The following is a 25,454-nucleotide window of genomic DNA, read 5'->3' on the forward strand; positions in this document are numbered from 1 at the left end:
GGCAGTCTTAGGGGAACGGCGGCACGGGAGGCACCGCCACCGGTGGTGGCACCTATGGCGACGGCGGCGACGGCGGCGCTGGCGGTGAAGCCGGCAATGGGTTCGACGCGTCAGCGCTGACCACCGCCCAAGCCGGTGGTAATGGCGGGGTGGGTGGCAACGGCGGTACCGGTGGTGCGGCCGGCGGTCTGGGCGGGGGTTACGGCGATGGCGGTGACGGTGGCGCCGGCGGTAGCGGCGGCGACGGTGCCGACAATGCGCCGAACGTCAACGGCGGTGCTGGCGGCGTCGGCGGTCAAGGCGGTGCCGGCGGTAGCGGTGGAGACGCCCTCGGCGCGGACGCAAAGGCCGGTCGCGGCGCCGGAGGCGGTGCCGGCGGCAACGGGGGCGACGGTTCAGCTGCCGCGGTCGGTGGTCTCGGTGGTGACGGTGGCCGAGGTGGCGCCGGGGGCGGCGGGGGTTCCGCCCCGATCGGCGGGACCAACGGTGACGGCGGCCTCGGTGGCGCTGGTGGCGACGGCGGTAACGGCGGCAATGCAAGCCGTGGCTTCAACAACCCGGACGACGGACCCGCGCACGGCGGTGGCGGTGGTGGCGGCGGCGCCGGCGGGAACGGCGGAAGTGCCGGTGACGGTGGGGGTTTTGCCGGCTTTGGCAACACCGGCGGGTCGGGTGGCGCCGGAGGTGACGGCGGCACCGCGAACTTCGGCGGCGGTTTCTCTGACGTGTTTACGGCAACCGGCGGCTCCGGTGGCACCGGCGGAGCAGGTGCCACCACCGCTACCGGCGCCGGCGGCAAGGGCGGCGGCGGCGGTGGTGGTGGCGCCGGCGGTTTCGCCGCAGAAGACACGGCGATCACTGGTGGTGGTGGCGGCGGTGGTGGCGGCGGCTCAGCAAGCGTTGCCGCGGGTACTGGAGGCAATGGCGGTGATACCAAGACCAACGGGAACGTCACGTATACCGGCGGCGCCGGAGCGACCGGAGCAGGTGGCGTCGGCGGTGGTGGGGGCGGCGGTGCCTACAACCTCGCCTCCCCGGGCTATGGATCACCCGGCGATGTACCAGCAGGTGGCCCGGGCTTTCAACTTCAGAATCCGCCGATGAACCTCGGCAACGCCGGAGGCGACGGCGGTGCGATCGGCGGGGTAGGCGGCAAGGGCGGCCGCGGCACGTCGTTCTCTAACGACAATGGCGGTGACGGGCAGAGCGCGCTCTGACGCCGCTCAGCCGGAAAACGTTGCCCCATCGAAGCGTTCGCGGGTGACGAAGTCCGCGACCGCCTGGCGGCGCAGCTTTGTCAGCTGCCGTACCGGCTTACCCAACGGCACCACCGCCGCGACCGCATGCGTCTCCGGAATGCCCAGCAACTCGCGAAGTTGCGGCTCCCGCGGGATGGCCATCGTCGTGATCGTGCCGCCAAAGCCCTCGTTGCGCGCCGCCAACAATATGTTCCACACCAAGGGGTAGACCGAGGCGCCACTGGCCAAGCCGACCCGATCCAGATCCTGGTCGAGGGCGGCCACCACGCCCAGGTCGACCGAGACCACCAGGACCACGGAGCCCTTGACCAACGGCGTCAGAAACTGTTGCGGGAACTCGGTTCGGTCGATGATGTCTTGTGGAACTGCGCTGGCGTGCAGTGGATTCCACGGGCTTTCGCCAGCCGCCTGCTGGGCGAAGTATCGGCGCGAAGCCGGTGCACTGAGTTCGGCAATCCGGCGCCGGGTGTCCAGATCACGCACCAGGGTGACGTGCGCGCCCTGCCGGTTACCGCCGCTGGGTGCGAACCGGGCGTTGTCCAAGATGCGATACAACACGTCGTCGGGCAGTGGCTCGTCGGTGAATTCCCGCGCGGCGAAGGTGCTGCGCATGACGTCGTACAGGTCCACGGAACTCACACCCCTGCCCGCTCGAGCCGGAAGGTGCGCTGATACCCGGTGGGCAACGTGGTGACGGTGACTTCCACCGCACCGCTGGGCGCGACCACGTAGCGTTCCTCGACCTGCGGCCCGTCGCTCCACCGGCCGACCGGCTGGCGGCCCAGATCCTCACGGTCGCGCAGGGCAGGATCGAACGGGAACAGCACCGGATCATAGGGCGTGACGTCACCGTCCGGACGTCCGTTGACCACCCGGCTGCACTCGACGAACCGGAAATGCCCGATATTGTGCGCGGCGCGGTAGGTGCGGCTGACCACCAGCGGCGTGCGCCCGTCCGCCGGAAGGAGCGCATCCTTGGGGACGATCGGGTCGAACACCACGTCGGCGCCCGCCTGCGCCTCGCGGAAAACACCGAAATGCCGCGAAAAGCGTTCGGACAACACGAATCCGGCGTCGCTGTCGAGGAAGACCGCTAATCCGATGGCCGTTGCCGCGAACGGATGCGGGGAACGCTTGACGCGGCGGTCACCGAACTGCGTCCGCAACATCCGGGACACCAGCGGGAAGCTGCCCGCGCCTCCGACCACATAGATGCCGGCCACCTCCGACCAGGCGACGTCCCGCCCGTCCCCCGTCGGATCCCGCAATACCCGGGACAGGAGATCGGCGGTTTGATCGACCAACGGCGAACATGCCGCGTACACATCGTCGATGGGACAGGAAAACGGCGGCCGCTCCGCTATCTCCGTGAGATCGACCAGGAAGCGGCGCGTCTGAGGTCCGACCGCCTCCTTGCGGGCCGCGCATTCCTCGAGCAGCAGCTCGTGAGCTTCGTCGTCGACCCGCAATTTCGCTGCGCGCAGCACCAGCTGTGCGATCGCCTCATCGAAATCGTCACCGCCCAGGCGCTGGATTCCTTCACTGATGACGACTTCGTTGACCTGGCCGACCATCCGCAACAGAGAGGCATCGAACGTGCCACCGCCCAGGTCATAAATCAGGACGTACTCGCGCCTAGCGGTGATCGTCGACCGGTACCGGTGGGCGTATTCCAGTCCCGCGGCCGAGGGCTCATTCAATAGAGCGACCACTCGAAAGCCTGCTGCGACAAAGGCATTCAGCGTCATGAAGCGCTGGGCGCTCGACGCGTTGGCCGGCACGCTGATCGCAGCCTCCACCGGCTCGTCCGGGGCTGCGCCCGCGTTCGACCGCTGGTACAGATCACTCTTCAGTTGAGCGAGGAAGCCGGTGAGCAGATCGGCTAACAGGTAGGTGCGCCCGGCGAGCGTGACCTCCGTCTGCGGGCCGGCGTCATTGAGCAGCCGTTTGAACGCCCGCAGTACCGACCATCCAGGCTCGTGCCGTACGGCGGCCGCATCCATCCCGAACCGCAGCTCGCCGGCCGCGTTGGCGGCAACCAGCGAAGGCCAGGTCTCGAACCCGTCGAAGGAAACGACCGGATAATTGCCCCGGTCGACGATTGCCGCGACGGTGTGTGTGGTACCGAAGTCGATGCCGACTCTCATTCCGTCCAATTCTAGGGCCGCTCGAGCGTCTTTTCAGTGCCGTGCGCGAGTGTGTCCCACTGCCGTTGCACCTCGCGTTCGGCGGCGGTGGGGATGAGTCCCGCTGGCGCGAACCGCTTCGAATCCACCGGATCGACTTCGGTCAGGTGTGGCTGGGCGTCACGAAAAACTCTGTAGGACACCAGGATCCCGGCGACTGCCACGATGACGACGACAAGCGTGAAGACGATCGACAGGGTGCCCTGGATGAAGGTGTTGCGGATGACCGCGTCGAGTTCATCGGCGTTGGTGGCCGAACCGAACGCCGTCTTGCCGGCGTGTTTGGCGGCCAGATATCGCGAATGCAGCGCCCAGTAGCCGACGCCCGGATCGGCGGAGAAGATCTTCTGCCAGGACGCCGTCAGCGTGACCGCCAAATCCCAAAGCAGCGGCAACCCCGGAATCCAGGCCCACTTCCACAGGCCCCTCTTGATCACCACCGCTGTGACGACGGTCAGCGCGATGGCGGCGAGCAGCTGGTTGGCGATGCCGAACAGCGGAAACAAGGTGTTGATCCCGCCGAGCGGATCCGTCACGCCCATCAGCAGCACGCTGCCCCAGCCTGCCACGACGCCCAGGCTGCAAATCCAGGCACCGACCCGCCAGCTGGGATTCCGCAGTTTGGCCAACGGGCCGCCCAGGTTGCCCAGTCCGTCGGAGAGCATGAACCGCGCCACCCGGGTACCCGCATCGACGGTGGTGAGGATGAACAGCGCCTCGAACATGATCGCGAAGTGGTACCAGTACGGTCTGAGGCTCGCACCGCCGAACACCCGGTGCAGCACGTCCGACATCCCCAGGGCCAGGGTGGGGGCCCCACCGGTGCGGGAAACGATCGTGTGCTCGCCGACGCTGGCCGCGGTTTGGTCGATCTGTTCGGGGGTCACCCGGGGGCCGGACAGCCCGAGTCCGTTGACGTACTGGGCGGCGGTGGTCGCGGTGCCCCCCGTCTGCGCGACGGGCGCGTTGAGGGTGAAGTACAAGTGCTGATCGAGGACCGCGGCGGTGATCAGCGCCATGACAGCGACGAACGACTCGGTGATCATGCCGCCGTAGCCGATCGCGCGCATCTGGCCTTCCTTCTCCAGCAACTTCGGCGTCGTCCCTGAGGCAACCAGCGAGTGGAAGCCGGACAGTGCGCCGCACGCGATCGTGATGAAGAGAAACGGGAACAGCGAGCCGGCGAAGACGGGCCCGTCACCTCGGGTGGCGAAGTGTGAGATGGCGGGGGCCTGTAGGACGGGATGGGCAAGGCACACGCCGACGGCCAGCAGGGCGATCGTGCCGACCTTCATGAACGTGGACAGGTAGTCGCGCGGGGCGAGCAGCAACCACACGGGCAACACCGAGGCCGCGAACCCGTAGCCGATGATCAGCCAGCATAACGTCACCGGTGACAGGTTGAACCATGATGCGCCCCAAGCGGTTTCACCTACCCAATGGCCGCAGGCCACTGCGAGCAGTAGCAACCCGGCTCCGATCGCCGACACCTCACCCACCCGGCCCGGACGCAGAAACCTCAGATAGCAACCCATGAACACCGCGATCGGGATCGTCATGCCGATCGAGAACACACCCCACGGGCTCTGCGCCAGTGCCCGCACCACCACCATCGCCAGCACCGCAAGCAGGATCAGCATGATGACGAAGATCCCGACCAGAGCCGCCGCCCCGCCAGTGGCACCGAGCTCCTCGCGGGCCATCTGGCCCAGCGATCGGCCGCGCCGGCGGGTCGAGATCCACAACACCAGGTAGTCCTGTACGCACCCACCCAGCACCGCCCCAATGACGATCCAGATGCTGCACGGCAGGTAACCCATCTGCGTGGCGAGCACCGGACCGACGAGCGGCCCGGCACCCGCAATGGCGGCGAAGTGGTGGCCGAACAGGACGCGTCGGTCCGTCGGCACGTAATCGGTGCCGTCCTCGAGAACCTCGGCGGGAGTGGCGTGATCGTCGCGCGGGCGGACGATTTTCGATTCGACCAGCCGCGCGTAGAAACGGTATCCAATGAGGTAGGTGCAGATCGCCGCGACCACCAGCCAGACCGCGTTCACCCGTTCGCCGCGGATAAGCGCGATCACCGCCCAGGCTGTGGCGCCGACGACGGCGATCACGCCGAAGAAGATTCGTTGTCTGCCGGTAATGGGGGAGCGGTCGATGATCGCGACTGGGGGTAGATCGGGCTCGGTGTGGATGTAGCTGATGTCGCGGTCCACCCCGGGCTCCTCTCCGGCGTCGGCAACGAGAGTGAATCTACCGACGCCGCATCGGGGTGTCGCGTCGTGTACTTCACGCTGGGCGTCAGTACATAGCGCGCACCGCATCGATGGTGTCGGCTTCGGCCGGGCTTTTGTCGTCGCGGTAGCGCACCACCCGGGCGAACCGAAGCGCGACCCCGCCCGGGTAACGCGTCGAGCCCTGCACGCCGTCCAGCGCGATCTCCACCACCTGCTCCGGCCGGACATACACGACGTAACCATCGGTGCCGTCCGTCGCCAACTCGGTGAATCGCGCGGTCTGCCAGTCCAGCATCGCGTCGGTCATGCCCTTGAACGTCTTGCCGACCATGATGAACTCGCCGCTGTCGGGGTCGCGGGCACCCAGATGGATGTTGGACAGCTTCCCCCGCCGGCGCCCCGAGCCCCACTCCACCGCGAGCACTACCAGGTCGAGGGTGTGCACCGGTTTGACCTTCACCCAGCCCGCGCCGCGTCGGCCCGCCTGGTATGGGGCATCTGGCGCCTTGGCCATCAGCCCTTCGTGCCCCGCGGCCAGCGTCGCGTCCAGGAACGCGGCTGCCTGCGCCGGGTCGGAGGTGGCCAGCCGGTCGACCCGATGTTGTGGTGGCACCAGCGCGTCCAGCGCCGCCAGCCGCTCGGTGGTGGGCGCGTCGAGCAGGTCCACGCCGTCGCGATGCAGGATGTCGAAAAAGAACACCGAGAGCGGCTGCTTATCGCGGGCGGCCGCCACGTCCACCGATCGGCCGAACCGAGATGCTGTGACCTGGAAGCGGTGCGGGCGGTTGTCCGGCCGCAGGGCGATCGCCTCGCCGTCGGCGACCAGCCGGCTGACCGGCAACGCCAGGGTCGCCTCGACCACTTCGGGTAGCCGGGCGGTGACGTCGTCCAGACTGCGAGTGAAAACCCGGACGTCGTCACCGCCGCGGTGGATCTGCACCCGGGCGCCGTCCAGCTTTGCCTCAAAAATCGATGTGCCGCCGTGCTTTTCGAGCGCATCGGCAACGCTGGCAGCGGTCTGGGCCAGCATCGGCCCGACTGGCCGGCCGACTTGGAGGGTGAACTCGTCTAACGACCGGCCGGTCAGCGCGGCGGCGGCGACCGCGGGCAGATCCCCACCGAGCATGGCGGCGCGCTGCGCCGCGGCGGCGGGGAGGCCGGCCGCCTTGGCCACGGCGTCGGTCATGACTCCGATGAGCGCGCCCTGGCGCAGCTCGCCGCCGAGCAGCCGCAGCAGGAAGGTCTGCTCGGTTTCGGTCGCCGCAGCGAACAGTCCGCGGATCAGTTCCGCGCGCCGGCCCTGGGAGCCCTTGCCTGACACGGCGCCGATCTCGGTGAAGGTGGCGTCGACCCCGACGACGGTGAGCGTTGCACCCGCTGCCGGCGGCGGCAGCGAGCGCAGGGCGGCCCAGCCGACGCCGATCTGGCGCTGCCGCAATTCCCCGGACAGCCACGATACGACGGTGGCGACGACCTCTGCGTCGGCTCCGGCGCGCTGCAGCAACTCGGCGATGTGCGCGACCTTGGCCAGCCGCGACGAGGTGGCGCCCACGCTGAGCGAGGTGCTTGCTACGTCGAGAAGGAGCACGGTGTCGAGCTTGGCACGACGCGCTGACAACCCCGGCGGACGGACCCGCTAGCGTGCCTCGGTAACGTTACAAATTCTAGGCTTTCTGACAACCCAGAAATCGGAGGTCCCGGATGGAGATCAGCGGAAAGAAGGTCGTCGTCATCGGCGGCGCCTCGGGAATGGGACGCGCCAGCGCCGAGCTGTTGCACGAGCGCGGCGCGCAGGTGACGGTGCTAGACCGCGAGGGTTCGGACGGGAAAGAGGTTGCCGAAGGGGTCGGCGGCAAGTTCTATCCTGTCGACGTCACCGACTTCGCCGGCACCGAGGAGACGCTGCAGACCGCGGTCGACGATCTCGGTGGGCTGCACGTCATCGTCACCACCGCCGGCGGCGGCATCGCTAAGCGCACGCTGACCAAGACCGGACCGCACGATCTCGAATCCTTCCAATCGGTGATCGATCTCAACCTGATCGCGACCTTCAACATCAGCCGCCTGGCCGCCGCGCACATGAGCAAGAACGAACCCGAAGACGACGAGCGCGGCGTCATCATCAACACCGCCTCCATCGCCGCCTTCGAGGGCCAGATCGGGCAGGTCGCCTACACCGCGGCCAAGGCCGGAATCGCGGGCATGTGCCTGACGATGGCGCGCGACCTGGGCTCAGTGGGCATCCGGGTGCTGGCCATCGCCCCGAGCCTGTTCGCCACCGGGCTGACCAAGGGCATCCCGGACGAGTTCGCCACCGCCCTGACCAAGGACGCGGCCTTCCCCAAGCGGCTGGGCCGGCCCGAGGAGTACGCCAAGCTGGTGGCGGCCATCGTGGACAACCCGATGCTCAACGGCCAGTGCCTACGTCTGGACGCGGGGCAGCGGTTCGCGCCCAAGTAACTCCGGCATCGTCGGCCACCATGCCGAGGACCCACCCCGCGCATTAAGTACACTCTTTAGGTACTTGGCAGCGCTGCGAGGAGGATCCGCATGGGTATCGCACTGACCGACGACCACCGCGAACTTGCGGAGGTCACCCGCGGGTTTCTGACCTCGCAGAAGGCGCGAGCGGCGGCGCGCGCGCTGCTCGATGCGCCCGAGGAAGAGCGGCCGTCCATCTGGCAGGGCATCGGTGAACTTGGTTGGCTGGGCCTGCATATCAGCGAGGAGCACGGCGGCTCCGGTTACGGCCTGCCCGAATTGGTCGTGGTGATCGAAGAACTCGGACGCGCGGTGGCGCCCGGGCCGTTCGTGCCCACCGTGATCGCCTCGGCGGTGATCGCGCATGCCGGCAGCGCCGAGCAGCAGGCCCGGCTGCTGCCGGGCCTGATCGACGGGACGGTCACGGCCGGCGTCGGGGTCGGCGGCGACGTGCGGGTCGTTGATGGTGTGGCCAATGGCGACGCCGGAGTGGTGCTCGGTGCCGGCCTGGCGGACCTGCTGTTGTTGATCGCGGGTGACGACGTGCTGTTGCTCGACCGCGACCACGACGGCGTTTCGGTGGAGGTACCGGAGAACTTCGACCCGACCCGGCGATCGGGCCGCGTCCGCCTGTCGAACGTGCAGGTGGGCGGCGACGATGTCCTGGCTGGCGCGCGCGGCGCCGCGGTGGCGCGCGCCCGGACCCTGCTGGCCGCCGAAGCGGTGGGCGGGGCGAGCGACTGTGTGGAGGCCGCGGTCGAGTATGCCAAGGTGCGCAAGCAATTTGGCCGTACCATCGCCACTTTCCAAGCCGTGAAACATCATTGCGCCAACATGCTGGTGGCTGCGGAATCCGCGCTCGCCGCCGTCTGGGACGCCGCACGTGCGGCAGGTGAGGACGAGCAGCAGTTCCAGCTGATCGCCGCCGTGGCCGCGACGCTCGCCTTCCCGGCCTACGCGCGCAACGCGGAACTCAATGTCCAGGTGCACGGTGGTATCGGCTTCACCTGGGAGCACGACGCACATCTGCATCTCCGCCGTGCACTGGTGAGTTCGGCGCTGCTGGGCGGCGACGCTCCGGCGCAAGACGTGTTCGACTTGACGGCTGCCGGCGTCGTTCGGGACAACAGCTTGGATCTGCCGCCGGAGGCCGAGCAGCTGCGGACCCAGATCCGCGCCGACGCAGCCGAACTCGCGGGCTTGGACAAGAGCGCGCAGCGCGACAAGCTGATCGAGACCGGCTATGTGATGCCGCACTGGCCCAAGCCGTGGGGACGTGCCGCCGACGCGGTGGAGCAGCTGGTCATCGAAGAGGAGTTCCGCGCCGCCGGCATCAAACGGCCGGACTACGGGATCACAGGCTGGGTCATCCTGACTTTGATTCAGCACGGAACCGACTGGCAGATCGAAAGATTCGTCGAGAAGGCGTTACGCAAGGACGAGATCTGGTGCCAGTTGTTCTCCGAGCCTGAAGCGGGGTCGGACGCAGCATCGGTCAAGACCCGGGCCACCCGGGTGGATGGCGGGTGGAAGATCAACGGGCAGAAGGTGTGGACGAGTGGGGCCCAGTATTGCGCGCGTGGCCTTGCCACGGTGCGCACCGACCCCGAAGCGCCCAAGCACGCCGGCATCACCACGGTGATCGTGGATATGAAATCCCCGGAGGTCGAGGTCCGTCCGCTGCGGCAGATGACCGGCGGGGCGGAGTTCAACGAGGTGTTCTTCAACGACCTGTTCGTGCCGGACGAGGACGTCGTCGGGGCGCCCAATTCTGGATGGACGGTGGCGCGCGCGACGCTGGGCAACGAGCGGGTCAGCATCGGCGGTAGCGGTTTGTTCTACGAAGCGCTGGCCCCGCAGTTGGTGAAGGGTGCTCAGCAGCAGGGAGATCGCCTGGCGGGCGCGGTGGTTCGTGTCGGCACCTACTTGGCGGAAGAGAGTGCGCTGCGGCTGCTGAACCTGCGGCGGGCGGCACGCAGTGTCGAAGGGGCGGGCCCCGGGCCTGAGGGCAACGTCACCAAACTCAAGCTGGCCGATCACATGATCGAGGGTGCCGCTATTTCCACCGCGCTGGCCGGCCCTGAGGTCGCATTGCTGGACGGGCCTGGCGCTTTGGCGGGGCGCATGGTGATGGGTGCCCGCGGCATGGCGATCGCGGGCGGCACCTCGGAGGTGACCCGCAACCAGATCGCCGAGCGGATCCTCGGCATGCCGCGCGACCCGCTGATCAACTAGCCTTCCCTCGCTGGGGTTTGCCTCGCGAGCAGACGCAGAATCGCACGAATCCGCGGGATTTTGTGCGATTCTGCGTCTTCTCGCGGCTAAGGGCGGGGGTTGGCTAGGCCGGCGCGAACAGCGGCGCGCCGCCGGTGCCCTTGTCGGGGCGGATGGCGACCGGCATACCGCAGGTCACCAAATCAGGTTCGCAGTCAACGATATTCGCTGCTACCCGCAGACCGTCCTGTTCGCTGAGTTCGACGAGAGCGATGACGTATGGCGTCGGAACTTCCGGGTTGTACGGGTGGTGGTTCACCGTGTAGGTGAACACCGTTCCGCGGCCGGACACCGGCTTTGCCACTAGTGCGCCGCCGCAGTCGCGGCACACGCCCGCGGGCGGGTGCACCCAACGCCCGCAATCGGCGCAGTGTTCGACGAGCAGTGGAGAGGATTCGTCGGCTGACACGGCTAATACAGTACACTCTATTGGGCTCAGCTTGTTAGCGCGTTGATTCGACGGACGGGGCAGATGGAGTACTTCGAGAAAGACGCGATCGTGTCCGGGATCGGCATCTCGCGCATCGGCCGTCGAACCGGGATCCCAGGGCGGGACCTGACGATGGAAGCGGTGCGGGCCGCGATCGACGACGCTGGCCTGGTTGCGACGGACATCGACGGCATCGCAACCCTGGGTGATACGCCGGCCGGGGAAGTCAACGCGGAGTTGAAGATTGAGGCCGCCGACTGTGGCAGCGGCTTCGGCACGGGCGGCCTGCTGAGCCCGGTGATATCGGCCTGCCGCGCCGTCTCCGAGCGGCGCGTCCGTCATGTGGTGGTCTACCGGACCATCCAGATGCTGGGTGGCACGGTGCTACCCCAGGACAAGAATGCGCCGGCACCCCCACTGGCGCGGATGTTCGATGCGCCCGAAGGCGAGCGCCCGGCCGTCGGCGCGATGGACGACATCAATGATCTGCTTGCGGCGCATGCTTATTCGGCGGCCAACTGGCTGGCGCTGAACTGTCGTCGCCACATGGAGCTTTACGGAACCACCAAGGAGCAGCTGGGCTGGATCGCGCTCAACGGGCGGCGCAACGCGGCATTGAATCCCCGTGCGGTATACCGCGATCCGATGACGATGTCTGACTATTTGGGCGCGCGCCCGGTCTCGACGCCGTTCGGCCTCCTGGATTGCGACGTGCCGATCGACGGTTCGATCGCAGTGGTTGTCTCGCGCGCCGATTACGCGTCGGATTGTCCGCACCGTGCCGTGCGGGTCGAGGCGATCGGCGGCTCGGATGGCTCCGGAGGATGGTTTCACCGCGCCGACTATCCGAAGATGGCGATGTCGGACGCGACCGCGCAGATGTGGTCGCGCACCGAACTCACCCCCGCTGATCTGGAAGTCGCCCAACTGTACGACGGCTTCACCTTTCTCACGTTGGCGTGGCTGGAAGCCCTCGGGGTGTGCGGTGACGGCGAGGCGGGACCCTTCGTCGAGGGTGGGTCGCGGATCGCTCGCGATGGCCAGCTCCCGCTGAACACGTACGGCGGCCAGCTTTCGGCTGGCCGTATGCACGGCTACTGGGCACTGCACGAGGGGTGTCTACAACTGCGCGGAGATGCGGGGGAGCGGCAGGTCTCGCGCCGACCCGAGGTTGGCGTGGTGTCGGTGGGCGGTGGTCCGGTCGCGGGCTGCATGCTGCTTACCTGCTGAGCCGGGATGACCACTGAGCCGGAGCGTGTGCGGGCGGACAAGCGGGCCGCGCAGATCGCTCGGTGCATCGAAGCAGATATCGTCCGTCGTGGCTGGCCGGTGGGCGAGTCGCTCGGCTCGGAATCGCAGCTGCAACAAGAGTTTCGAGTGAGTCGATCGGTACTTCGGGAAGCCGTTCGCCTGGTCGAGCACCACCAGGTCGCGCGGATGCGTCGCGGCCCGAACGGCGGATTGCTCGTCTGCGCACCCGATGCCGGTCCTGCGACCCGGGCCGTCGTCATCTACCTCGAGTACCTGGGCACCACGCTGACCGATCTGCTCAACGCCAGGTTGGTGCTGGAGCCGTTGGCGGCCGAACTGGCCGCCGACCACATCGACGAATCCGGGATCCAGCGATTGCGGGCGGTGCTGCGTGCCGAGCAGCAGTGGCGTCCCGGACTTCCCGCGCCGCCCGACGAGTTTCACATCGCCCTCGCCGAGCAATCGAAAAACCCAGTGCTGCAATTGTTTATCGACGTCCTGATGCGATTGACCAGACGATACGCGCGGATGTCACGCACTGATTCAGCAGACCAGGCCGTCGAAGCGGCCCACCAGATGCGTGGCGACCATGCCGATATCGTCGCCGCCGTCACCTCGGGCGACTCGGCGCGAGCCAAGACGCTCAGTGAACGCCACGTAGAGGGCGTCACGTCATGGCTGCAGCGGCACCGAGCCCCGGCAGGCCGCGCGCAGGCGGGTAGGCGGGCACGCACCGACCTAGTAGCGCCACGCGGCAAACTCGCCGAAGTGCTGGCCGCGAATATCGCCGACGACATCGCCGCCGACGGCTGGCAGGTTGGCTCGGTGTTCGGCACCGAGGCTGCGCTGCTAGCCCGGTACCGGGTGAGTCGCGCAGCACTGCGCGAAGCGGTGCGCCTGCTGGAGTACCACGCGGTCGCACGGATGCGACGCGGGCCCGGTGGCGGACTGATCGTGGCAAAACCGCAGGCGCAGGCCAGCATTGACACCATCGCCCTGTATCTGCAGTACCGCCAGCCCAGCCGGGAAGACCTGAGGAGCGTGCGGGACGCAATCGAGATCCACAACGTCGCGGAGGTCGTCGCGCGACGGACCTTGCCGGACGTGGTCGCCTTCCTGGACCCGCGCAGCTGGACCCACCTCGCCGACGGCGGCGACGTCCGCAGGGCCGCGGTCGACGAGTTCCGCTTTCACGTCGGGCTCGCCGAACTGGCTGGAAATGCGGTGCTGGACCTGTTCCTGCGGATCATCGTCGAACTGTTCCGCCGGCACTGGTCCAGCACCGGGCAGGCCCAGCTGACGTGGACCGACGTGACCGCAGTCGAGCACGCGCATCTACGGATTCTCGAGGCGATCGAGTCCGGCGATGACAGCCTGGCCCGCTACCGCATCCGTCGCCACCTGGACGCCGCGGCGTCCTGGTGGCTGTGAATGGTTATTGCGTAGGTACGTCAGTGTTCGGCGGCGTGACCGGCACAGCGGGCGCAGTGGGTGCCGGAGGTTGGGCGCACCCGGCTGCCAGCGCGGCGAACGCTGTAATCAGTACAGCACCTACGATTTTGATGGTCTTCGTGGCGAACATGGTGCGCATGGGTCGTACCCCTCTCCCCGTAGTTCACCGGCGGCTACACCCGGCATTGCAGATGTTATACGCTCAGAGGGAGGATTCTGACGGGTTGGTCAATATATTTTGAAGCGGGGCGGTTTAGCCGCCCTGAACCTCCACGGGCTGGATCTCGGGTTGCGGCACTGGCCGAATGCTTGTGCTACCGCAACCGGTCGCGAAAACTGCGTAGGCCGCCAATATCACGGCACCCACCACCTGAGCCCACCTGCTAATCGTCATCGTTTCGCCTTTCTGCGGCGTTATTGCACGGTCGTCTACAACGAGTAGGCGCTGTGATGGTATCGCCACGCAGGCGTTGCAACGAGCCTTTTCTCGGTCATCCATAGAAACTGCGTAAGTTAGGCGTGCATGCCCGCCGTCAGGGCGAGAAAAGCCGTCGCCAGCCATTTGCTACAGACGGTTGTGAGGTTGACCGCGAGTCGATGCCGCGGCGGCAGGCGATCGCGGCGGATATGAATGCTCGGCTTATGCGACGCAAACCCCATCCCGCTGGGAACCGACTGCCTTCGCAGTGGCCCCCAGCGGGATCCCCCGACGTCATTCGAGCTCAGCGACCTATCCGCCGGTGACCTCGAACTCAGGATTCACTTGTCGCTGGGCTGCGCAACCAGCAGATGCCACGGCCAGTGCCGCCGCCAGCACTGCGACCACGACCCGAAGCGACTGCATCCCCCGACCGGTCCGCTTCGTGCGCATGGTCACACCTTTCGTTTGCTGGCTCTCACCCAACTCGCGTTTTACCGCTACCGGAATGCTAACTCGACCCCGGTGTGCCGCGAGTCGTTTTGACGGGAATTGGTGACATTTCCTCGCCTAGGGAAGAAAAGGTAGTTGCGCCTGATCGCGCACGACCGCTAAAGTGTCCGCTCGTGCCACTTTCCGCGCGTGCCGTAGTAGCCAGCACCCGCAGCGGGGTCTGATCCAGACCGACCCCCCGCTGTGGGTCGGAAGCTACTCGCGTCGGTCGCTCCTTCGAGCCAGAGAAGACCGGCACCATGACTCTCCCCGAAACCACACTTTCCGAAGCTCACGCCGACGCGTGGTTCGGTGACCACTTCGGCGTCGCCCTGCCGAGCGGACTGCGCGACTCGGCCGCGACGATGTCGTGGCGGGACTTCGTGACTGCCTACGCACCCACCGCCGGACCGCTTCGGCTGGGGCATTGGGAGTGCACCGACGCCGAACGCCCGGCCACACGCCTCGGGCCGCAAGCCCGTAACTACCGTGCAGTGATCGCACAGGGCGATCGCATCAGCGCGTCTAACGCTGCGGCCGGCGGCCCCGTCGCAGCGCTCACCGCAATGCTGCACCGGCGCGGAATAGCGTTGGAGACGCTGAACTTTCACCAGATGCGCGCCGGCCGGCACACCGCCACGTTCGTCCGGGGAACCGACGGCGCCCGCGCGGAATGGGCGATGGGGTGGGCCGAGGATCCGACGCAGTCGGCGCTGCGTGCGGTGATCGCGTGCGCCAACCGTTTGTTGGGCTGAGACCCGTCTGCTCGGCCTACTAAAGCGGGCGTAGCACGATGGGCATGCCGTCCATCGGCACCGGCATGCCGCCGTAATCCCAGCGCGCCGTGTAGTCGGGCCGTGGCAGTTCGAGACGATAACGGCGCAGCAGCCGGTGCAGGATCGTCTTGACTTCCAGCTGACCGAACACCATCCCGATGCACTTGTGTGCCCCACCGCCGAACGGTGTGAAGGCGTACCGGTGACGCTTGTGCTCGTTGCGCGGCTCGGTGAACCGTAGCGGGTCGAATTTCATTGGGTCCGTCCACAATTCGGGCAGACGGTGATTCATCCCCGGGAAAGCGGTGATGTTGGTGCCCTTGGGCAAGTAGTAGCCCAGCAGCTCGGTGTCGCGCACCGTGCGTCGCATCGCCCACTGCACCGGTGTCACCAATCGGATCGACTCGTTCATCACCAGGTCCAGCGATTCCAGCTTCTCGAGCGACTCGATGTCCAGTGGCCCGTCGCCGAGCCGGTCCGACTCGTCGCGGCAGCGTTGCTGCCACTCTGGGTGCGCGGCCAGGTGGTAGATCATCGTGGTGGCGGTCGACGTCGACGTGTCGTGCGCGGCCATCATCAGGAAGATCATGTGGTTGATGACGTCTTGGTCGGAGAATCGGTTGCCGTCCTCGTCCTCGGTCTGGCACAACACGCTGAGCAGGTCGTTGCCTTCCTCGCCTCGGCGCTCCTTGACCCGCTCGGCGAAATAGTTCTCCAGCAGCTCCCGCGCCTTCAGGCCGCGCCACCAGGTGAATGGCGGCACCCCCTTGCGGATGACAGCGTTGCCGGCCCGGGTGGTCGTGGTGAACGCCTTGTTCACCTTGGTGACCAACTCGCGATCGGTGCCGGGCTCATGCCCCATGAACACCATCGAGGCAATGTCGAGGGTGAGTTCCTTCATCGCCGGATACAACAGGAAGCGCGGGTCGTCGGTCACCCAGTCGTCGCGGGTGACGTGCGATACCACTTCGTCGATGTGTTCGAGGTAGCCGACCAACCGCGAGCGGATGAAGGCTTCCTGCATGATCCGCCGGTGAAACATGTGCTCCTCGAAATCGAGCAGCATCAGGCCGCGGCGGAAGAACGGGCCGATGACGGGAACCCAGCCCTGCTGGGAGAAGTCCTTGTTGCGGTTGGAGTAGATGGCCTGGGCCGCGTCCGGACCGAGCGCGGTGACGAACGGCAGAAACGGCGAGTCCCCGAAAATCAGCGGGCCCCTCGTCTCATACAGGAACATCAAATAGTCCGGTCCGCCGCGCAGCATCTCGATCATGTGGCCCAGGATCGGCAGGCCCGCATCGCCGACGATCGGCTTGAGTCCGCTGCCGGGCGGGGGGTCGGCGAGCACCTTCTCAGGAAATTCGGTGTTGCGCAGCTTGCGTTCCACCAAGCCCATGCCGGGAAAGTTGTTGAACGACGGGGTCAACCGCCGTCGGGCCTGGTCAAGGAGGTATTGAGGGGTGCTGATGGTCGTCACCATTGACGCGCGCTCCTAACCGGTTTCCTGATCGGCTTGTGGTAACCGTCACTATTGCCAATGATTTCGGAAAAACTTGACGCCTGTCAAGTTGTCTTCTTGAATTGGAGTGGTGCAGGGTCAGGAAGTGATCGCGAGTGCCTAGCCGGGCTGTCAACGAGGAGCGGGCCGCGCCCGTGCTGCGTCGGCGCGGCGACAAACACCGCCAGGCGATCATGGAAGCCGTCCGCCAACTTCTGCAGGAGCGTCCCTTCTCGGAACTGTCGGTCAGCACCATCAGCACGCGGGCGGGGGTGGCTCGCTCGGGCTTCTACTTCTACTTCGACTCCAAGTACTCGGTGCTTGCCGCGATCCTGGCCGAGGTCGCCGAGGAACTCGAGGAGCTCACCCACTACTTCGCCCCGCGTCAGCCCGGCGAATCGCCGCAGCAGTTCGCCTCCCGCATGGTCGGCAGCGCGGCGGTGGTCTACACCCACAACGACCCGGTGATGACCGCATGCAATGCGGCCCGCCACACCGACATGGAGATCCGGGAGATCCTCGAGCAGCAGTTCGAGGGGGTGCTGCGCCAGATCGTCACCGTCGTCGACGCCGAGGTGAAGGCCGGGACCGCGCGACCCATCAGCGACGACCTTCCGATACTGATCCGCACCCTGGCGGGAACCACCGCGCTTGTGCTCACCGGCGACCCAATGCTGGCGGGCCGGCACCAGGATCCGGACCGCCGAGTGCGGGTGTTGGAGCAGCTGTGGCTCAACGCCTTATGGGGTGGCCCGGCGCGGTAGCTAAGGCTCCTGCTACCGCCGGTATCGTCACGTCCATGGCGCAGAGCGGATCGCAGCGGTACTTCGCGGGTAAGCGGTGTTTCGTCACGGGCGCGGCGAGTGGCATCGGCCGCGCGACCACATTGCGGCTGGCCGCGCAGGGCGCCGAACTCTATCTGACCGACCGGGACGAGGACGGGCTGGCGCAGACAGTGGCCGACGCACGAGCGCTCGGCGCCCAGGTCCCCGCGCACCGGGTGCTGGATATCTCGGACTACGCGCAGGTCTCGGCGTTCGCGACCGACATCCACGCCGCCCACGCCAGCATGGACGTGGTGCTCAACATCGCGGGGGTATCGGCGTGGGGCACCGTCGACCGGTTGAGTCATGAGCAGTGGAGCAAGATGGTCCAGATCAATCTGATGGGCCCGATCCACGTCATCGAGTCCTTCGTTCCACACATGGTCGCCGCGCGGCGGGGCGGGCACGTGGTGAACGTGTCCTCGGCCGCTGGACTCGTCGCGCTGCCGTGGCACGCCGCGTACAGCGCCAGCAAGTACGGTCTGCGTGGCCTGTCCGAGGTGCTGCGCTTCGACCTGGCCCGCCACCGCATCGGGGTGTCCGTCGTAGTGCCCGGAGCGGTGAAGACTCCGCTGGTCAATACGGTCGAGATCGCCGGCGTGGACCGCAACGATCCCCAAGTCGCCCGATGGGTCGACCGGTTCAGTGGGCACGCCGTGTCACCCGAACGGGCCGCCGAGAAAATCCTGGCCGGGGTCGCGAAGAACAGATACCTGATCTACACCTCGCAGGACATCCGCGCGCTGTATGCGTTCAAGCGGCTGGCTTGGTGGCCGTACAGCGTGGCGATGCGTCAGGTGAATGTGATCTTTACGCGCGCGTTGCGGCCGGGGCCGCCGCAACTTCAGCGCTGATCGGGCATTTGGAGTTCCAGGCGCACACCGAGTAGCCGGATGGGTCGGTCCAACTCGAACAGATCGAGGATGCGCAGTGCCGCGGCGGTGACGACGTCGGTATCGGTGGTCGGCGCGTCCAGCTTGCGGATCTTGGTACGGGTGTAGAACGTCGCGGTCCGCACCGTGACGGCCACCCGGGTGACGAGACGCGCCTCGGCGATCACCTCGTCCAGCGTGCGCCGCGTTAATTCCGTTACCGCCGAATCCATTTCGGATCTCTCAGTGAGGTCGCGCGGGAAGGTGATGACGTGGCTGCGCGAGCGCGGCACCCACGGTTCGGCACTGACTTCGGTGTCGCCGCCGCCCTTCGCGAGCAACAGCAGCCACAGTCCGGTACGCGGGCCGAACATCGACGTCACCAGTTCACCATCGCTGTGTGCCAGCTGCCACACGGTGGTAATGCCTTGCGCAGCAAGCTTTTTCGCCGTCTTCGGGCCGACGCCCCACAATGCATCCACTGGGCGGTCGGCCATCAGTGTCATCCAGTTGTCGTCGGTGAGCGCAAAGATACCGGCCGGTTTTGGCGAAGCCGGTCGCGACTTTGGCGCGCTGCTTGTTGTCGCTGATCCCCACCGAGCAGGACAGACCGGTCTGCGTGGAAACTACGGTGCGGATCTGTTCGGCGAGTTCGACCGGGTCCCCGTCCGCCAACCCGACATACGCCTCGTCCCAGCCCCACACTTCGACGGGATGTCCGAGGTCGCGCAACAACTCCATCACCTCGTCGGACGCGGCGTCGTAAGCGTCGGTATCCGAGGGGAGGAAGGTGGCGTCCGGGCACCTGCGGGCGGCCGCGCGCATCGGCATGCCTGCGTGCACCCCGAACTCGCGTGCCTGATAGGACGCGCAGGTGACGACCTTGCGTGGTTCGGTCGGGTCGCCGTTGCCGCCGACGATCACCGGCAGGCCGACCAGTTCGGGACGTCGGCGCAACTCGACCGATGCGAGGAACTGGTCGAGGTCAACATGCAGGATGTGCCTCATCTTCCGCACAGCTTGCGTGCCAAGCTCTCCCACCCGTCGCCCAGCGTCTGCTGGTTGTGGCCGCCGTCGGTCAGCTGATGCCGCACGTAGTCGGCGTCGAGCAGCGCCAGCAGCGCATCGGTCTGGACGTCCAGATCGCCCGTCGTATGCGCCGCGTGCAGCAATACCCAGACATGCCGGCGCTGGACTACGGCCGCGCCAACGTGGCGGCTGTGCGGGTCGCGGTTGGCCGCCGATAGCAGCTCGTGGTGGGTGTTCACGAAGCAAATCCGTTCCCGGCCGAAGGCGATCAACCGCTCGAGCGGCGGCGCGTCGGGTCCCAGCGGGGGCGGGCCGAAAAGAAAGGCCTGCTGGTAGGCCTTCTCGTCCTCGTCGAGCAGCACCATCATCAGTCCGGCCCGGTTGCCGAACCGGCGGAACAGGGTGCCCTTGCCGACGCCGGCTGCGGTAGCGATGTCGTCGGTGGTGACGGCGTCGGCGCCGCGTTCGGCGATCAGGTGGCGCGCGGCGTCCAGGAGCAGCGCGCGGTTGCGCGCGGCGTCACTTCGCTCGGGTAGCGAGGGTTCCTGCAAGCGGATTCCCGGAGCCGGCATGCCCAACTCACCCAGCCGCTCGTTATCGCTCACCTACGCACTTTAACGCCGCGGGAATTAATCGGACTATAGTCCGGTTAGGTCGTGCGAAGATGTAGCCACAATTCGAAAGGACATGAACGTGACAGAAACCAAGATCTTGGCTCTGGTCGGCAGCTTGCGCGCGGGGTCGATCAATCGCCAGATCGCCGAGCTCGCGGCTGACGTGGCACCCGGAGGTGTCACCGTCACCCTGTTCGAGACGCTGGCGGACGTGCCTTTCTACAACGAGGACCTCGATCCCGGTGTGGGGACGCCGGTCGAAGAGCCCGCGGAGGTGGCGGCGTTGCGCGCCGCCGCGGGTGAGGCCGACGCGGCCCTGGTGGTCACGCCCGAAAACAACGGGACGATTCCGGCTGTACTCAAGAACGCGATCGACTGGTTGTCGCGGCCGTTCGGCGACGGCGCGCTCAAAGGCAAGCCACTGGCGGTCGTCGGTGGGGCGCTGGGCCGGTACGGCGGGGTCTGGGCGCACGACGACACCCGCAAGGCATTCGGAATCGCGGGGGCGCGCGTGCTCGACGAGGTCAAGCTCTCGATCCCGTTCGGCACGCTGGGCGGCTTGCCGCCGGCCGAGAACGCGGAGCTGACTGAAAGCGTGCGTGAGGTGGTGGGCAAGCTCGCCGCCGAGGTCAATGCCCACGCCGGCGCGGGGGTCGCCACCGAGGGATAACACGTCACTGAACGCTCTAGTCAAAGCCGTCGGCGAATGCGTCGGCGGCTTTGCTGGCTCTGGGGTGGGCGCGCTGTTGGCCGCACTTGTCAGTGGTCAATGTTAAACCTGACGCCATGCACACCTATCCCGCCAGTTGTGATCTGCGACACGCCGAGGCGACGCGGGCGACACGCTTACGACCAGGGAATTTCAGAAATGTTATTCAGAACATGTTGTATCTCTTCTCGTCGTCACCCCCTAGGTGTAGTGTTTGAGCACCGGCAGATCCCAGGTTCACCAGGTGCCCAGGCTTTTTCCAGGCTCCCGATGAACACCCCGGAATCGGCATCACCAAGTCGGTTGACATGGCGCCGCTAAACGGGAATCTGGGGGCTTGTCGGGTCGCTGTACCTAGTACAGATGTGCCACCAGAGTCGTTGCCAGTCCTTTTGATGTCCCCACTTCCGCAAAGGAGCGGTACGCCCATGACCATTACCGTTTACTCCAAGCCCGCATGCGTGCAGTGCGTCGCCACCTACAAGGCACTGGACAAGCAGGGCGTCGACTACCAGAAGGTCGATATCACGCTGGATTCTGAAGCGCGTGACTACGTGATGGCGCTCGGTTACCTGCAGGCGCCCGTCGTGGTGGCCGACAACGACCACTGGTCCGGTTTCCGGCCGGACCGCATCAAGGCACTCGCCGAGGCGGCGCTGAGCGCCTAGCGCGGGTAGGCAAGTAAGTAAGGAGGTTGCGGTGCCATGGATGTTCTGGGACGCAACCTGGACCGGACGAGTGACGACTCGCTTCGCGCGGCTGCGCCGCGCTCGCGATCGTCACTGGACTGGACGAGTGACGACCCGCTTCGCGCGGCTGCGCCGCGCTCACGATCGTCACTGGTCTATTTCTCGTCCGTGTCGGAGAACACTCACCGCTTCGTGCAGAAGCTGGGTCTTCCCGCCACACGGATACCGCTGCATGAACGCATAGAGGTCGACGAGCCGTACGTGCTGGTGCTGCCCACGTACGGCGGCGGACGGGCGACGCCGAACATCAACGACGGTGGCTACGTGCCCAAGCAGGTCATCGCTTTCCTGAACAACGAGCACAACCGCTCACTCATCCGCGGCGTCATAGCCGCGGGCAACAACAACTTCGGTGCCGAATTCGCCTACGCGGGCAACGTGGTGTCTCGCAAGTGCGGTGTTCCGTACCTCTACCGATTCGAACTCATGGGCACCGCGGACGACGTCGCCGCCGTCCGCGCGGGCCTGGCCCAATTCTGGAAGGAACAGACGTGCCACCAACCGTCACTGCAGAGCCTGTAACCACCGGCACGCACGCGTCGCAGAACGAAACGGATTACCACGCGCTCAACGCGATGCTGAATCTGTACGACGCCGACGGCAAGATTCAGTTTGACAAGGACGTACTGGCCGCGCGCCAGTACTTCCTCGAGCACGTCAACCAGAACACCGTGTTCTTCCACAACCAGGACGAGAAGCTCGACTACCTGATCCGCGAGAACTACTACGAGCGTGAGGTGCTCGACCAGTACTCGCGCAACTTCGTCAAGACGCTGCTGGACCGCGCGTACGCCAAGAAGTTCCGGTTTCCCACCTTCCTTGGCGCGTTCAAGTACTACACCTCGTACACGCTGAAGACCTTCGACGGAAAGCGCTACCTGGAGCGCTTCGAGGACCGGGTCGTCATGGTCTCGCTCACTCTGGCCGCCGGTGACACCGCACTGGCTGAGAAGTTGGTGGACGAAATCATCGATGGTCGGTTTCAGCCGGCCACTCCGACCTTCCTCAATTCGGGCAAGAAACAGCGCGGTGAGCCAGTCTCGTGCTTTCCTGCCGGAACTCCTATCGACACCGCCGAGGGGCCGAAGCCCATTGAGGCGCTGCGCGCCGGCGACCGGGTGCTGTCACATGACGGGTCGTTCTCAGTCGTCGAGTCGGTCATTGAGAACCCGAATGATCAACCGCTGGTTGAGATTTCGCATTTCGGTCACAAAGAGCCGATCCTATGCACCCCTGAGCATCCGATCCTGGTATGGACGACGCGTGATGTGCAGACATTGATTGACGGCGACGGTGCCGATCCGTTCGACGGCTTTGTGTGGCTGGCCGCCAAAGACATCCGTCCCACGGACTTCATCGTGACGGCCGCACCGTTAGAGGGGCGACCACGGCGAGTCTACGACCTGATGGAACACGTCGGCGCCGGTGAGTACGAAGAAATCGACGGGCTGATCCGCAAGGTGAACCTAGACCTCAAGCATCGCAACAAACAGCGTCACCATATGAAGTTCGTGTCGGTGAATCGCTATGTGGAGGAGTCGTATGATCTGGGACTCATCCTTGGTTGGTACATAGCGGAAGGCCACATCTCCAAGCGGTCGGGACCTGATGGCGTGAAGACGCCCATCGGAATCCACTTCACCATCGGCACACACGAACTCGAATACCAACACGAGCTGGCGGTGGCCTTCAAGCGAGTGTTTGCTGCTGACCTTGCCGTTCACCAGAGTGTGTCGGACCAATCGGTGCGGATGATTTGCAACAGCAAGGTGGTGGCTTCGCTCTTCCTGTCGTTGGTCGGCACCGGCTATCACCTGAAGCGCTTGTCACATGACGTCCTGACAGCCGACGAGGACTTTCAGCGTGGTCTGTTGGCCGGGTTGTTCCGCGGTGACGGGTGCTCGACGACCGGCGGGATGGTGCTCGACCTGGTGAACCCCGAACTCGTCGACCAGGTGCAACTCCTGCTGCGCCGTGTCGGCATCATGTCCCGAGTTCGGCATTACACCAACCAGTCTGGGAATGTGACCGGTCAGGTATTTGTCCCGGGCCTGCCCGGCGCAAACGAGGACTTTATCTTCGACGTTGGCAAGAACCTGTACAACTATGTAGGGCAGAAGGGTACGTCGCGTACTACGTATCAGGTGGTTAACGGGCGGCATGTCTACGGGATCCGCAACCTCACGCAGTCGCAGGAAATCCCAGAGAAGGTGTACAACCTCCACGTCGAGGGCACGCACACCTACACAATTCGCGGCACCGTTGTGCACAACTGCTTCCTCCTTCGCATCGAGGACAACATGGAGTCGATCGGGCGCTCGATCAACTCCGCTCTGCAGCTGTCCAAGCGCGGTGGGGGAGTTGCGTTGCTGCTCAGCAACATTCGCGAGCACGGCGCACCGATCAAGAACATCGAGAATCAGTCCTCGGGCGTCATTCCGATCATGAAGCTGCTCGAGGACTCGTTCTCCTACGCCAATCAGCTCGGTGCGCGTCAGGGTGCCGGCGCGGTGTATCTGCACGCCCACCACCCGGACATCTACCGCTTCCTGGACACCAAGCGGGAGAACGCCGACGAAAAGATCCGGATCAAGACGCTGAGCCTGGGCGTGGTGATTCCCGACATCACCTTCGAGCTGGCCAAGAAGAACGAGGACATGTACCTGTTCTCGCCGTATGACGTCGAACGGGTCTACGGAAAGGCCTTTGCCGACATCTCGGTCACCGAGAAGTACTACGAGATGGTCGACGACGCCCGCATCCGCAAGACCAAGATCAAGGCGCGCGAGTTCTTCCAGACGCTGGCCGAGTTGCAGTTCGAGTCCGGTTATCCCTACATCATGTTCGAGGACACGGTGAACCGGGCGAACCCGATCGAGGGCAAGATCACGCACTCCAACCTGTGCTCGGAGATTCTGCAGGTCTCTACACCGTCGGAGTTCAACGACGACTTGTCGTACGCCAAAGTGGGCAAGGACATCTCGTGCAACCTGGGGTCGCTCAACATCGCCAAGGCGATGGACTCGCCGGACTTCGCTCAGACCATCGAGGTGGCGATCCGCGCGCTGACCGCGGTGAGCGACCAGACCCACATCACCTCGGTGCCCTCGATCGAGCAGGGCAACAACGACTCTCACGCAATCGGGCTGGGACAGATGAACCTGCACGGGTACCTGGCCCGCGAAGGCATCTTCTACGGTTCCGAAGAGGGCGTCGACTTCACCAACATCTACTTCTACACGGTGCTCTACCACGCGTTGCGGGCGTCGAATCGTATTGCGATTGAACGCGGTACGCATTTCAAGGGCTTCGAAAAGTCCAAGTACGCCTCCGGGGAGTTCTTCGACAAGTACACCGACGAGGTGTGGGAGCCTGCGACGGAGAAGGTGCGCCAGCTCTTCGCCGACGCCGGCATCCGCATTCCGAACCAGGACGACTGGAAGCGGTTGAAGGAGTCGGTGCAGGCGCACGGCATCTACAACCAGAACCTGCAGGCGGTGCCGCCGACCGGGTCGATCTCCTACATCAACCATTCGACGTCGTCGATCCACCCGATCGTGTCGAAGGTGGAGATCCGCAAGGAAGGCAAGATCGGCCGGGTCTACTACCCAGCGCCCTACATGACTAACGACAACCTGGAGTACTACCAGGATGCGTACGAGATCGGTTACGAGAAGATCATCGACACCTACGCCGCGGCGACCCAGCACGTGGATCAGGGGCTATCGCTGACGTTGTTCTTCAAGGACACCGCTACCACGCGCGACGTCAACAAGGCCCAGATCTACGCCTGGCGCAAGGGAATCAAGACGCTGTACTACATCCGGTTGCGTCAGATGGCTCTGGAAGGGACCGAGGTCGAGGGTTGCGTGTCCTGCATGCTGTAGGACACGGTGGCCG

Annotated in this window: 19 protein-coding genes and 4 pseudogenes; 14 read left to right on the top strand and 9 right to left on the bottom strand. The window is 65.7% G+C overall.

Annotated elements, in window-relative coordinates; all coding sequences use genetic code 11:
* The first annotated feature begins 149 nt into the window (after positions 1-149).
* Positions 150-1,217 (top strand): hypothetical protein, encoded by a 1,068-nt coding sequence (locus BN972_RS30795; RefSeq protein ID WP_051545093.1) that lies wholly within the window; start codon positions 150-152, stop codon positions 1,215-1,217.
* Between the two features lie 6 nt (positions 1,218-1,223).
* Here BN972_RS30795 and BN972_RS06500 read toward each other — a convergent pair whose 3' ends face one another.
* From BN972_RS06500 to BN972_RS06515, 4 genes are all read right to left on the bottom strand, one after another.
* Positions 1,224-1,871 carry a nitroreductase family protein gene (locus tag BN972_RS06500; protein ID WP_051545311.1) on the bottom strand — a complete coding sequence of 216 codons (648 nt, stop codon included), beginning with the start codon at positions 1,869-1,871 and terminating at the stop codon, positions 1,224-1,226.
* A gap of 23 nt (positions 1,872-1,894) precedes the next feature.
* Positions 1,895-3,406: an Hsp70 family protein gene (locus BN972_RS06505; RefSeq protein WP_036354205.1), complete on the bottom strand. Its 1,512-nt coding sequence runs from the start codon at positions 3,404-3,406 to the stop codon at positions 1,895-1,897.
* An 11-nt stretch (positions 3,407-3,417) separates the two neighbouring features.
* A complete protein-coding gene (locus tag BN972_RS06510) occupies positions 3,418-5,664 on the bottom strand; it encodes a carbon starvation CstA family protein (RefSeq protein WP_036354209.1) in 2,247 nt (748 codons plus the stop codon).
* Between the two features lie 85 nt (positions 5,665-5,749).
* Positions 5,750-7,273, bottom strand: a complete 1,524-nt coding sequence (locus BN972_RS06515; protein ID WP_036354212.1) for an ATP-dependent DNA ligase — start codon at positions 7,271-7,273, stop codon at positions 5,750-5,752.
* Positions 7,274-7,386: 113 nt separating this feature from the next.
* On the opposite strand from BN972_RS06515, the gene BN972_RS06520 reads away from it, so the two are divergent.
* Both BN972_RS06520 and BN972_RS06525 read left to right on the top strand, forming a co-directional pair.
* Complete coding sequence (locus BN972_RS06520; RefSeq protein ID WP_036354214.1) at positions 7,387-8,145, top strand: SDR family NAD(P)-dependent oxidoreductase; 759 nt, start codon at positions 7,387-7,389, stop codon at positions 8,143-8,145.
* A 90-nt stretch (positions 8,146-8,235) separates the two neighbouring features.
* Complete coding sequence (locus BN972_RS06525; protein WP_036354216.1) at positions 8,236-10,401, top strand: acyl-CoA dehydrogenase; 2,166 nt, start codon at positions 8,236-8,238, stop codon at positions 10,399-10,401.
* Positions 10,402-10,504: 103 nt separating this feature from the next.
* Here the strand turns inward: BN972_RS06525 and BN972_RS06530 are convergent, their stop codons facing one another.
* Positions 10,505-10,849 carry a Zn-ribbon domain-containing OB-fold protein gene (locus tag BN972_RS06530; protein ID WP_036354218.1) on the bottom strand — a complete coding sequence of 115 codons (345 nt, stop codon included), beginning with the start codon at positions 10,847-10,849 and terminating at the stop codon, positions 10,505-10,507.
* A gap of 63 nt (positions 10,850-10,912) precedes the next feature.
* Between BN972_RS06530 and BN972_RS06535 the strand changes: the two genes are divergently transcribed.
* Entirely contained in the window at positions 10,913-12,100 is a 1,188-nt protein-coding gene (locus BN972_RS06535) for a thiolase family protein (protein ID WP_036354222.1), read from the top strand.
* A 6-nt stretch (positions 12,101-12,106) separates the two neighbouring features.
* A complete protein-coding gene (locus tag BN972_RS06540; RefSeq protein ID WP_036354225.1) occupies positions 12,107-13,552 on the top strand; it encodes a FadR/GntR family transcriptional regulator in 1,446 nt (481 codons plus the stop codon).
* A gap of 751 nt (positions 13,553-14,303) precedes the next feature.
* Here the strand turns inward: BN972_RS06540 and BN972_RS29735 are convergent.
* Positions 14,304-14,444 carry a hypothetical protein gene (locus BN972_RS29735; protein ID WP_167659555.1) on the bottom strand — a complete coding sequence of 47 codons (141 nt, stop codon included), beginning with the start codon at positions 14,442-14,444 and terminating at the stop codon, positions 14,304-14,306.
* Positions 14,445-14,743: 299 nt separating this feature from the next.
* Between BN972_RS29735 and BN972_RS06545 the strand changes: the two genes are divergently transcribed.
* The gene (locus BN972_RS06545; protein WP_036354228.1) at positions 14,744-15,238 is read left to right on the top strand and encodes a 2-isopropylmalate synthase; all 495 of its coding nucleotides are present in this window, start codon (positions 14,744-14,746) and stop codon (positions 15,236-15,238) included.
* Positions 15,239-15,257: 19 nt separating this feature from the next.
* On the opposite strand, the gene BN972_RS06550 is transcribed toward BN972_RS06545, so the two are convergent.
* Positions 15,258-16,736, bottom strand: coding sequence for a cytochrome P450 (locus tag BN972_RS06550; protein ID WP_099051054.1), 1,479 nt, complete (start codon positions 16,734-16,736; stop codon positions 15,258-15,260).
* 215 nt (positions 16,737-16,951) lie between these two features.
* On the opposite strand from BN972_RS06550, the gene BN972_RS06555 reads away from it, so the two are divergent.
* Together BN972_RS06555 and BN972_RS06560 are read left to right on the top strand one after the other, a co-directional pair.
* Positions 16,952-17,521, top strand: a complete 570-nt coding sequence (locus tag BN972_RS06555; protein WP_080696796.1) for a TetR/AcrR family transcriptional regulator — start codon at positions 16,952-16,954, stop codon at positions 17,519-17,521.
* A 35-nt stretch (positions 17,522-17,556) separates the two neighbouring features.
* Positions 17,557-18,435 carry an SDR family oxidoreductase gene (locus tag BN972_RS06560; protein ID WP_036354237.1) on the top strand — a complete coding sequence of 293 codons (879 nt, stop codon included), beginning with the start codon at positions 17,557-17,559 and terminating at the stop codon, positions 18,433-18,435.
* Here the strand turns inward: BN972_RS06560 and BN972_RS06565 are convergent.
* Both BN972_RS06565 and BN972_RS06570 read right to left on the bottom strand, forming a co-directional pair.
* Positions 18,426-19,461, bottom strand: a pseudogene (locus BN972_RS06565) (DNA polymerase IV). The gene BN972_RS06560 and the pseudogene BN972_RS06565 sit on opposite strands and share 10 nt — an antisense overlap.
* Positions 19,458-20,087, bottom strand: a complete 630-nt coding sequence (locus BN972_RS06570) for a TetR/AcrR family transcriptional regulator (RefSeq protein ID WP_036354240.1) — start codon at positions 20,085-20,087, stop codon at positions 19,458-19,460. Before BN972_RS06570 ends, BN972_RS06565 begins: the two are co-directional and overlap by 4 nt.
* Positions 20,088-20,175: 88 nt before the next feature.
* Here BN972_RS06570 and BN972_RS06575 point away from each other — a divergent pair, with 88 nt between their 5' ends.
* From BN972_RS06575 to nrdE, 6 genes and pseudogenes are all read left to right on the top strand, one after another.
* The gene (locus BN972_RS06575; RefSeq protein WP_390176185.1) at positions 20,176-20,766 is read left to right on the top strand and encodes an NAD(P)H-dependent oxidoreductase; all 591 of its coding nucleotides are present in this window, start codon (positions 20,176-20,178) and stop codon (positions 20,764-20,766) included.
* A 467-nt stretch (positions 20,767-21,233) separates the two neighbouring features.
* Positions 21,234-21,473, top strand: a complete 240-nt coding sequence (locus BN972_RS06580) for a redoxin NrdH (RefSeq protein WP_036354243.1) — start codon at positions 21,234-21,236, stop codon at positions 21,471-21,473.
* A 114-nt stretch (positions 21,474-21,587) separates the two neighbouring features.
* Complete coding sequence (nrdI, locus tag BN972_RS06585; RefSeq protein ID WP_051545313.1) at positions 21,588-22,076, top strand: class Ib ribonucleoside-diphosphate reductase assembly flavoprotein NrdI; 489 nt, start codon at positions 21,588-21,590, stop codon at positions 22,074-22,076.
* Positions 22,046-22,603 (top strand): annotated as a pseudogene (locus BN972_RS30945) (ribonucleotide reductase N-terminal alpha domain-containing protein); the annotation flags it as partial. The gene nrdI and the pseudogene BN972_RS30945, both read left to right, overlap by 31 nt.
* A 6-nt stretch (positions 22,604-22,609) precedes the next feature.
* A pseudogene (locus tag BN972_RS30950) lies at positions 22,610-23,800 on the top strand (LAGLIDADG family homing endonuclease); the annotation flags it as partial.
* Positions 23,801-23,824: 24 nt separating this feature from the next.
* Positions 23,825-25,441 (top strand): annotated as a pseudogene (gene nrdE / locus BN972_RS30955) (class 1b ribonucleoside-diphosphate reductase subunit alpha); the annotation flags it as partial.
* Between the last annotated feature and the right edge of the window lie 13 nt (positions 25,442-25,454).

Source organism: Mycobacterium asiaticum DSM 44297 (assembly GCF_000613245.1).
GTDB classification, from domain to species: Bacteria; Actinomycetota; Actinomycetes; order Mycobacteriales; family Mycobacteriaceae; genus Mycobacterium; species Mycobacterium asiaticum.

What these genes read in the sequence shown, in the direction of transcription:
- BN972_RS06545 (WP_036354228.1), top strand. Translation starts at nt 14,744, where the DNA reads ATGACTCTCCCCGAAACCACACTTTCCGAAGCTCACGCCGACGCGTGG.
- BN972_RS06525 (WP_036354216.1), top strand. Translation starts at nt 8,236, where the DNA reads ATGGGTATCGCACTGACCGACGACCACCGCGAACTTGCGGAGGTCACC.
- BN972_RS06540 (WP_036354225.1), top strand. Translation starts at nt 12,107, where the DNA reads ATGACCACTGAGCCGGAGCGTGTGCGGGCGGACAAGCGGGCCGCGCAG.
- BN972_RS06500 (WP_051545311.1), bottom strand. Translation starts at nt 1,871, where the DNA reads ATGCGCAGCACCTTCGCCGCGCGGGAATTCACCGACGAGCCACTGCCC.
- BN972_RS06555 (WP_080696796.1), top strand. Translation starts at nt 16,952, where the DNA reads ATGGAAGCCGTCCGCCAACTTCTGCAGGAGCGTCCCTTCTCGGAACTG.
- BN972_RS29735 (WP_167659555.1), bottom strand. Translation starts at nt 14,444, where the DNA reads ATGCGCACGAAGCGGACCGGTCGGGGGATGCAGTCGCTTCGGGTCGTG.
- BN972_RS06505 (WP_036354205.1), bottom strand. Translation starts at nt 3,406, where the DNA reads ATGAGAGTCGGCATCGACTTCGGTACCACACACACCGTCGCGGCAATC.
- BN972_RS06580 (WP_036354243.1), top strand. Translation starts at nt 21,234, where the DNA reads ATGACCATTACCGTTTACTCCAAGCCCGCATGCGTGCAGTGCGTCGCC.
- BN972_RS06520 (WP_036354214.1), top strand. Translation starts at nt 7,387, where the DNA reads ATGGAGATCAGCGGAAAGAAGGTCGTCGTCATCGGCGGCGCCTCGGGA.
- BN972_RS06535 (WP_036354222.1), top strand. Translation starts at nt 10,913, where the DNA reads ATGGAGTACTTCGAGAAAGACGCGATCGTGTCCGGGATCGGCATCTCG.
- BN972_RS06560 (WP_036354237.1), top strand. Translation starts at nt 17,557, where the DNA reads ATGGCGCAGAGCGGATCGCAGCGGTACTTCGCGGGTAAGCGGTGTTTC.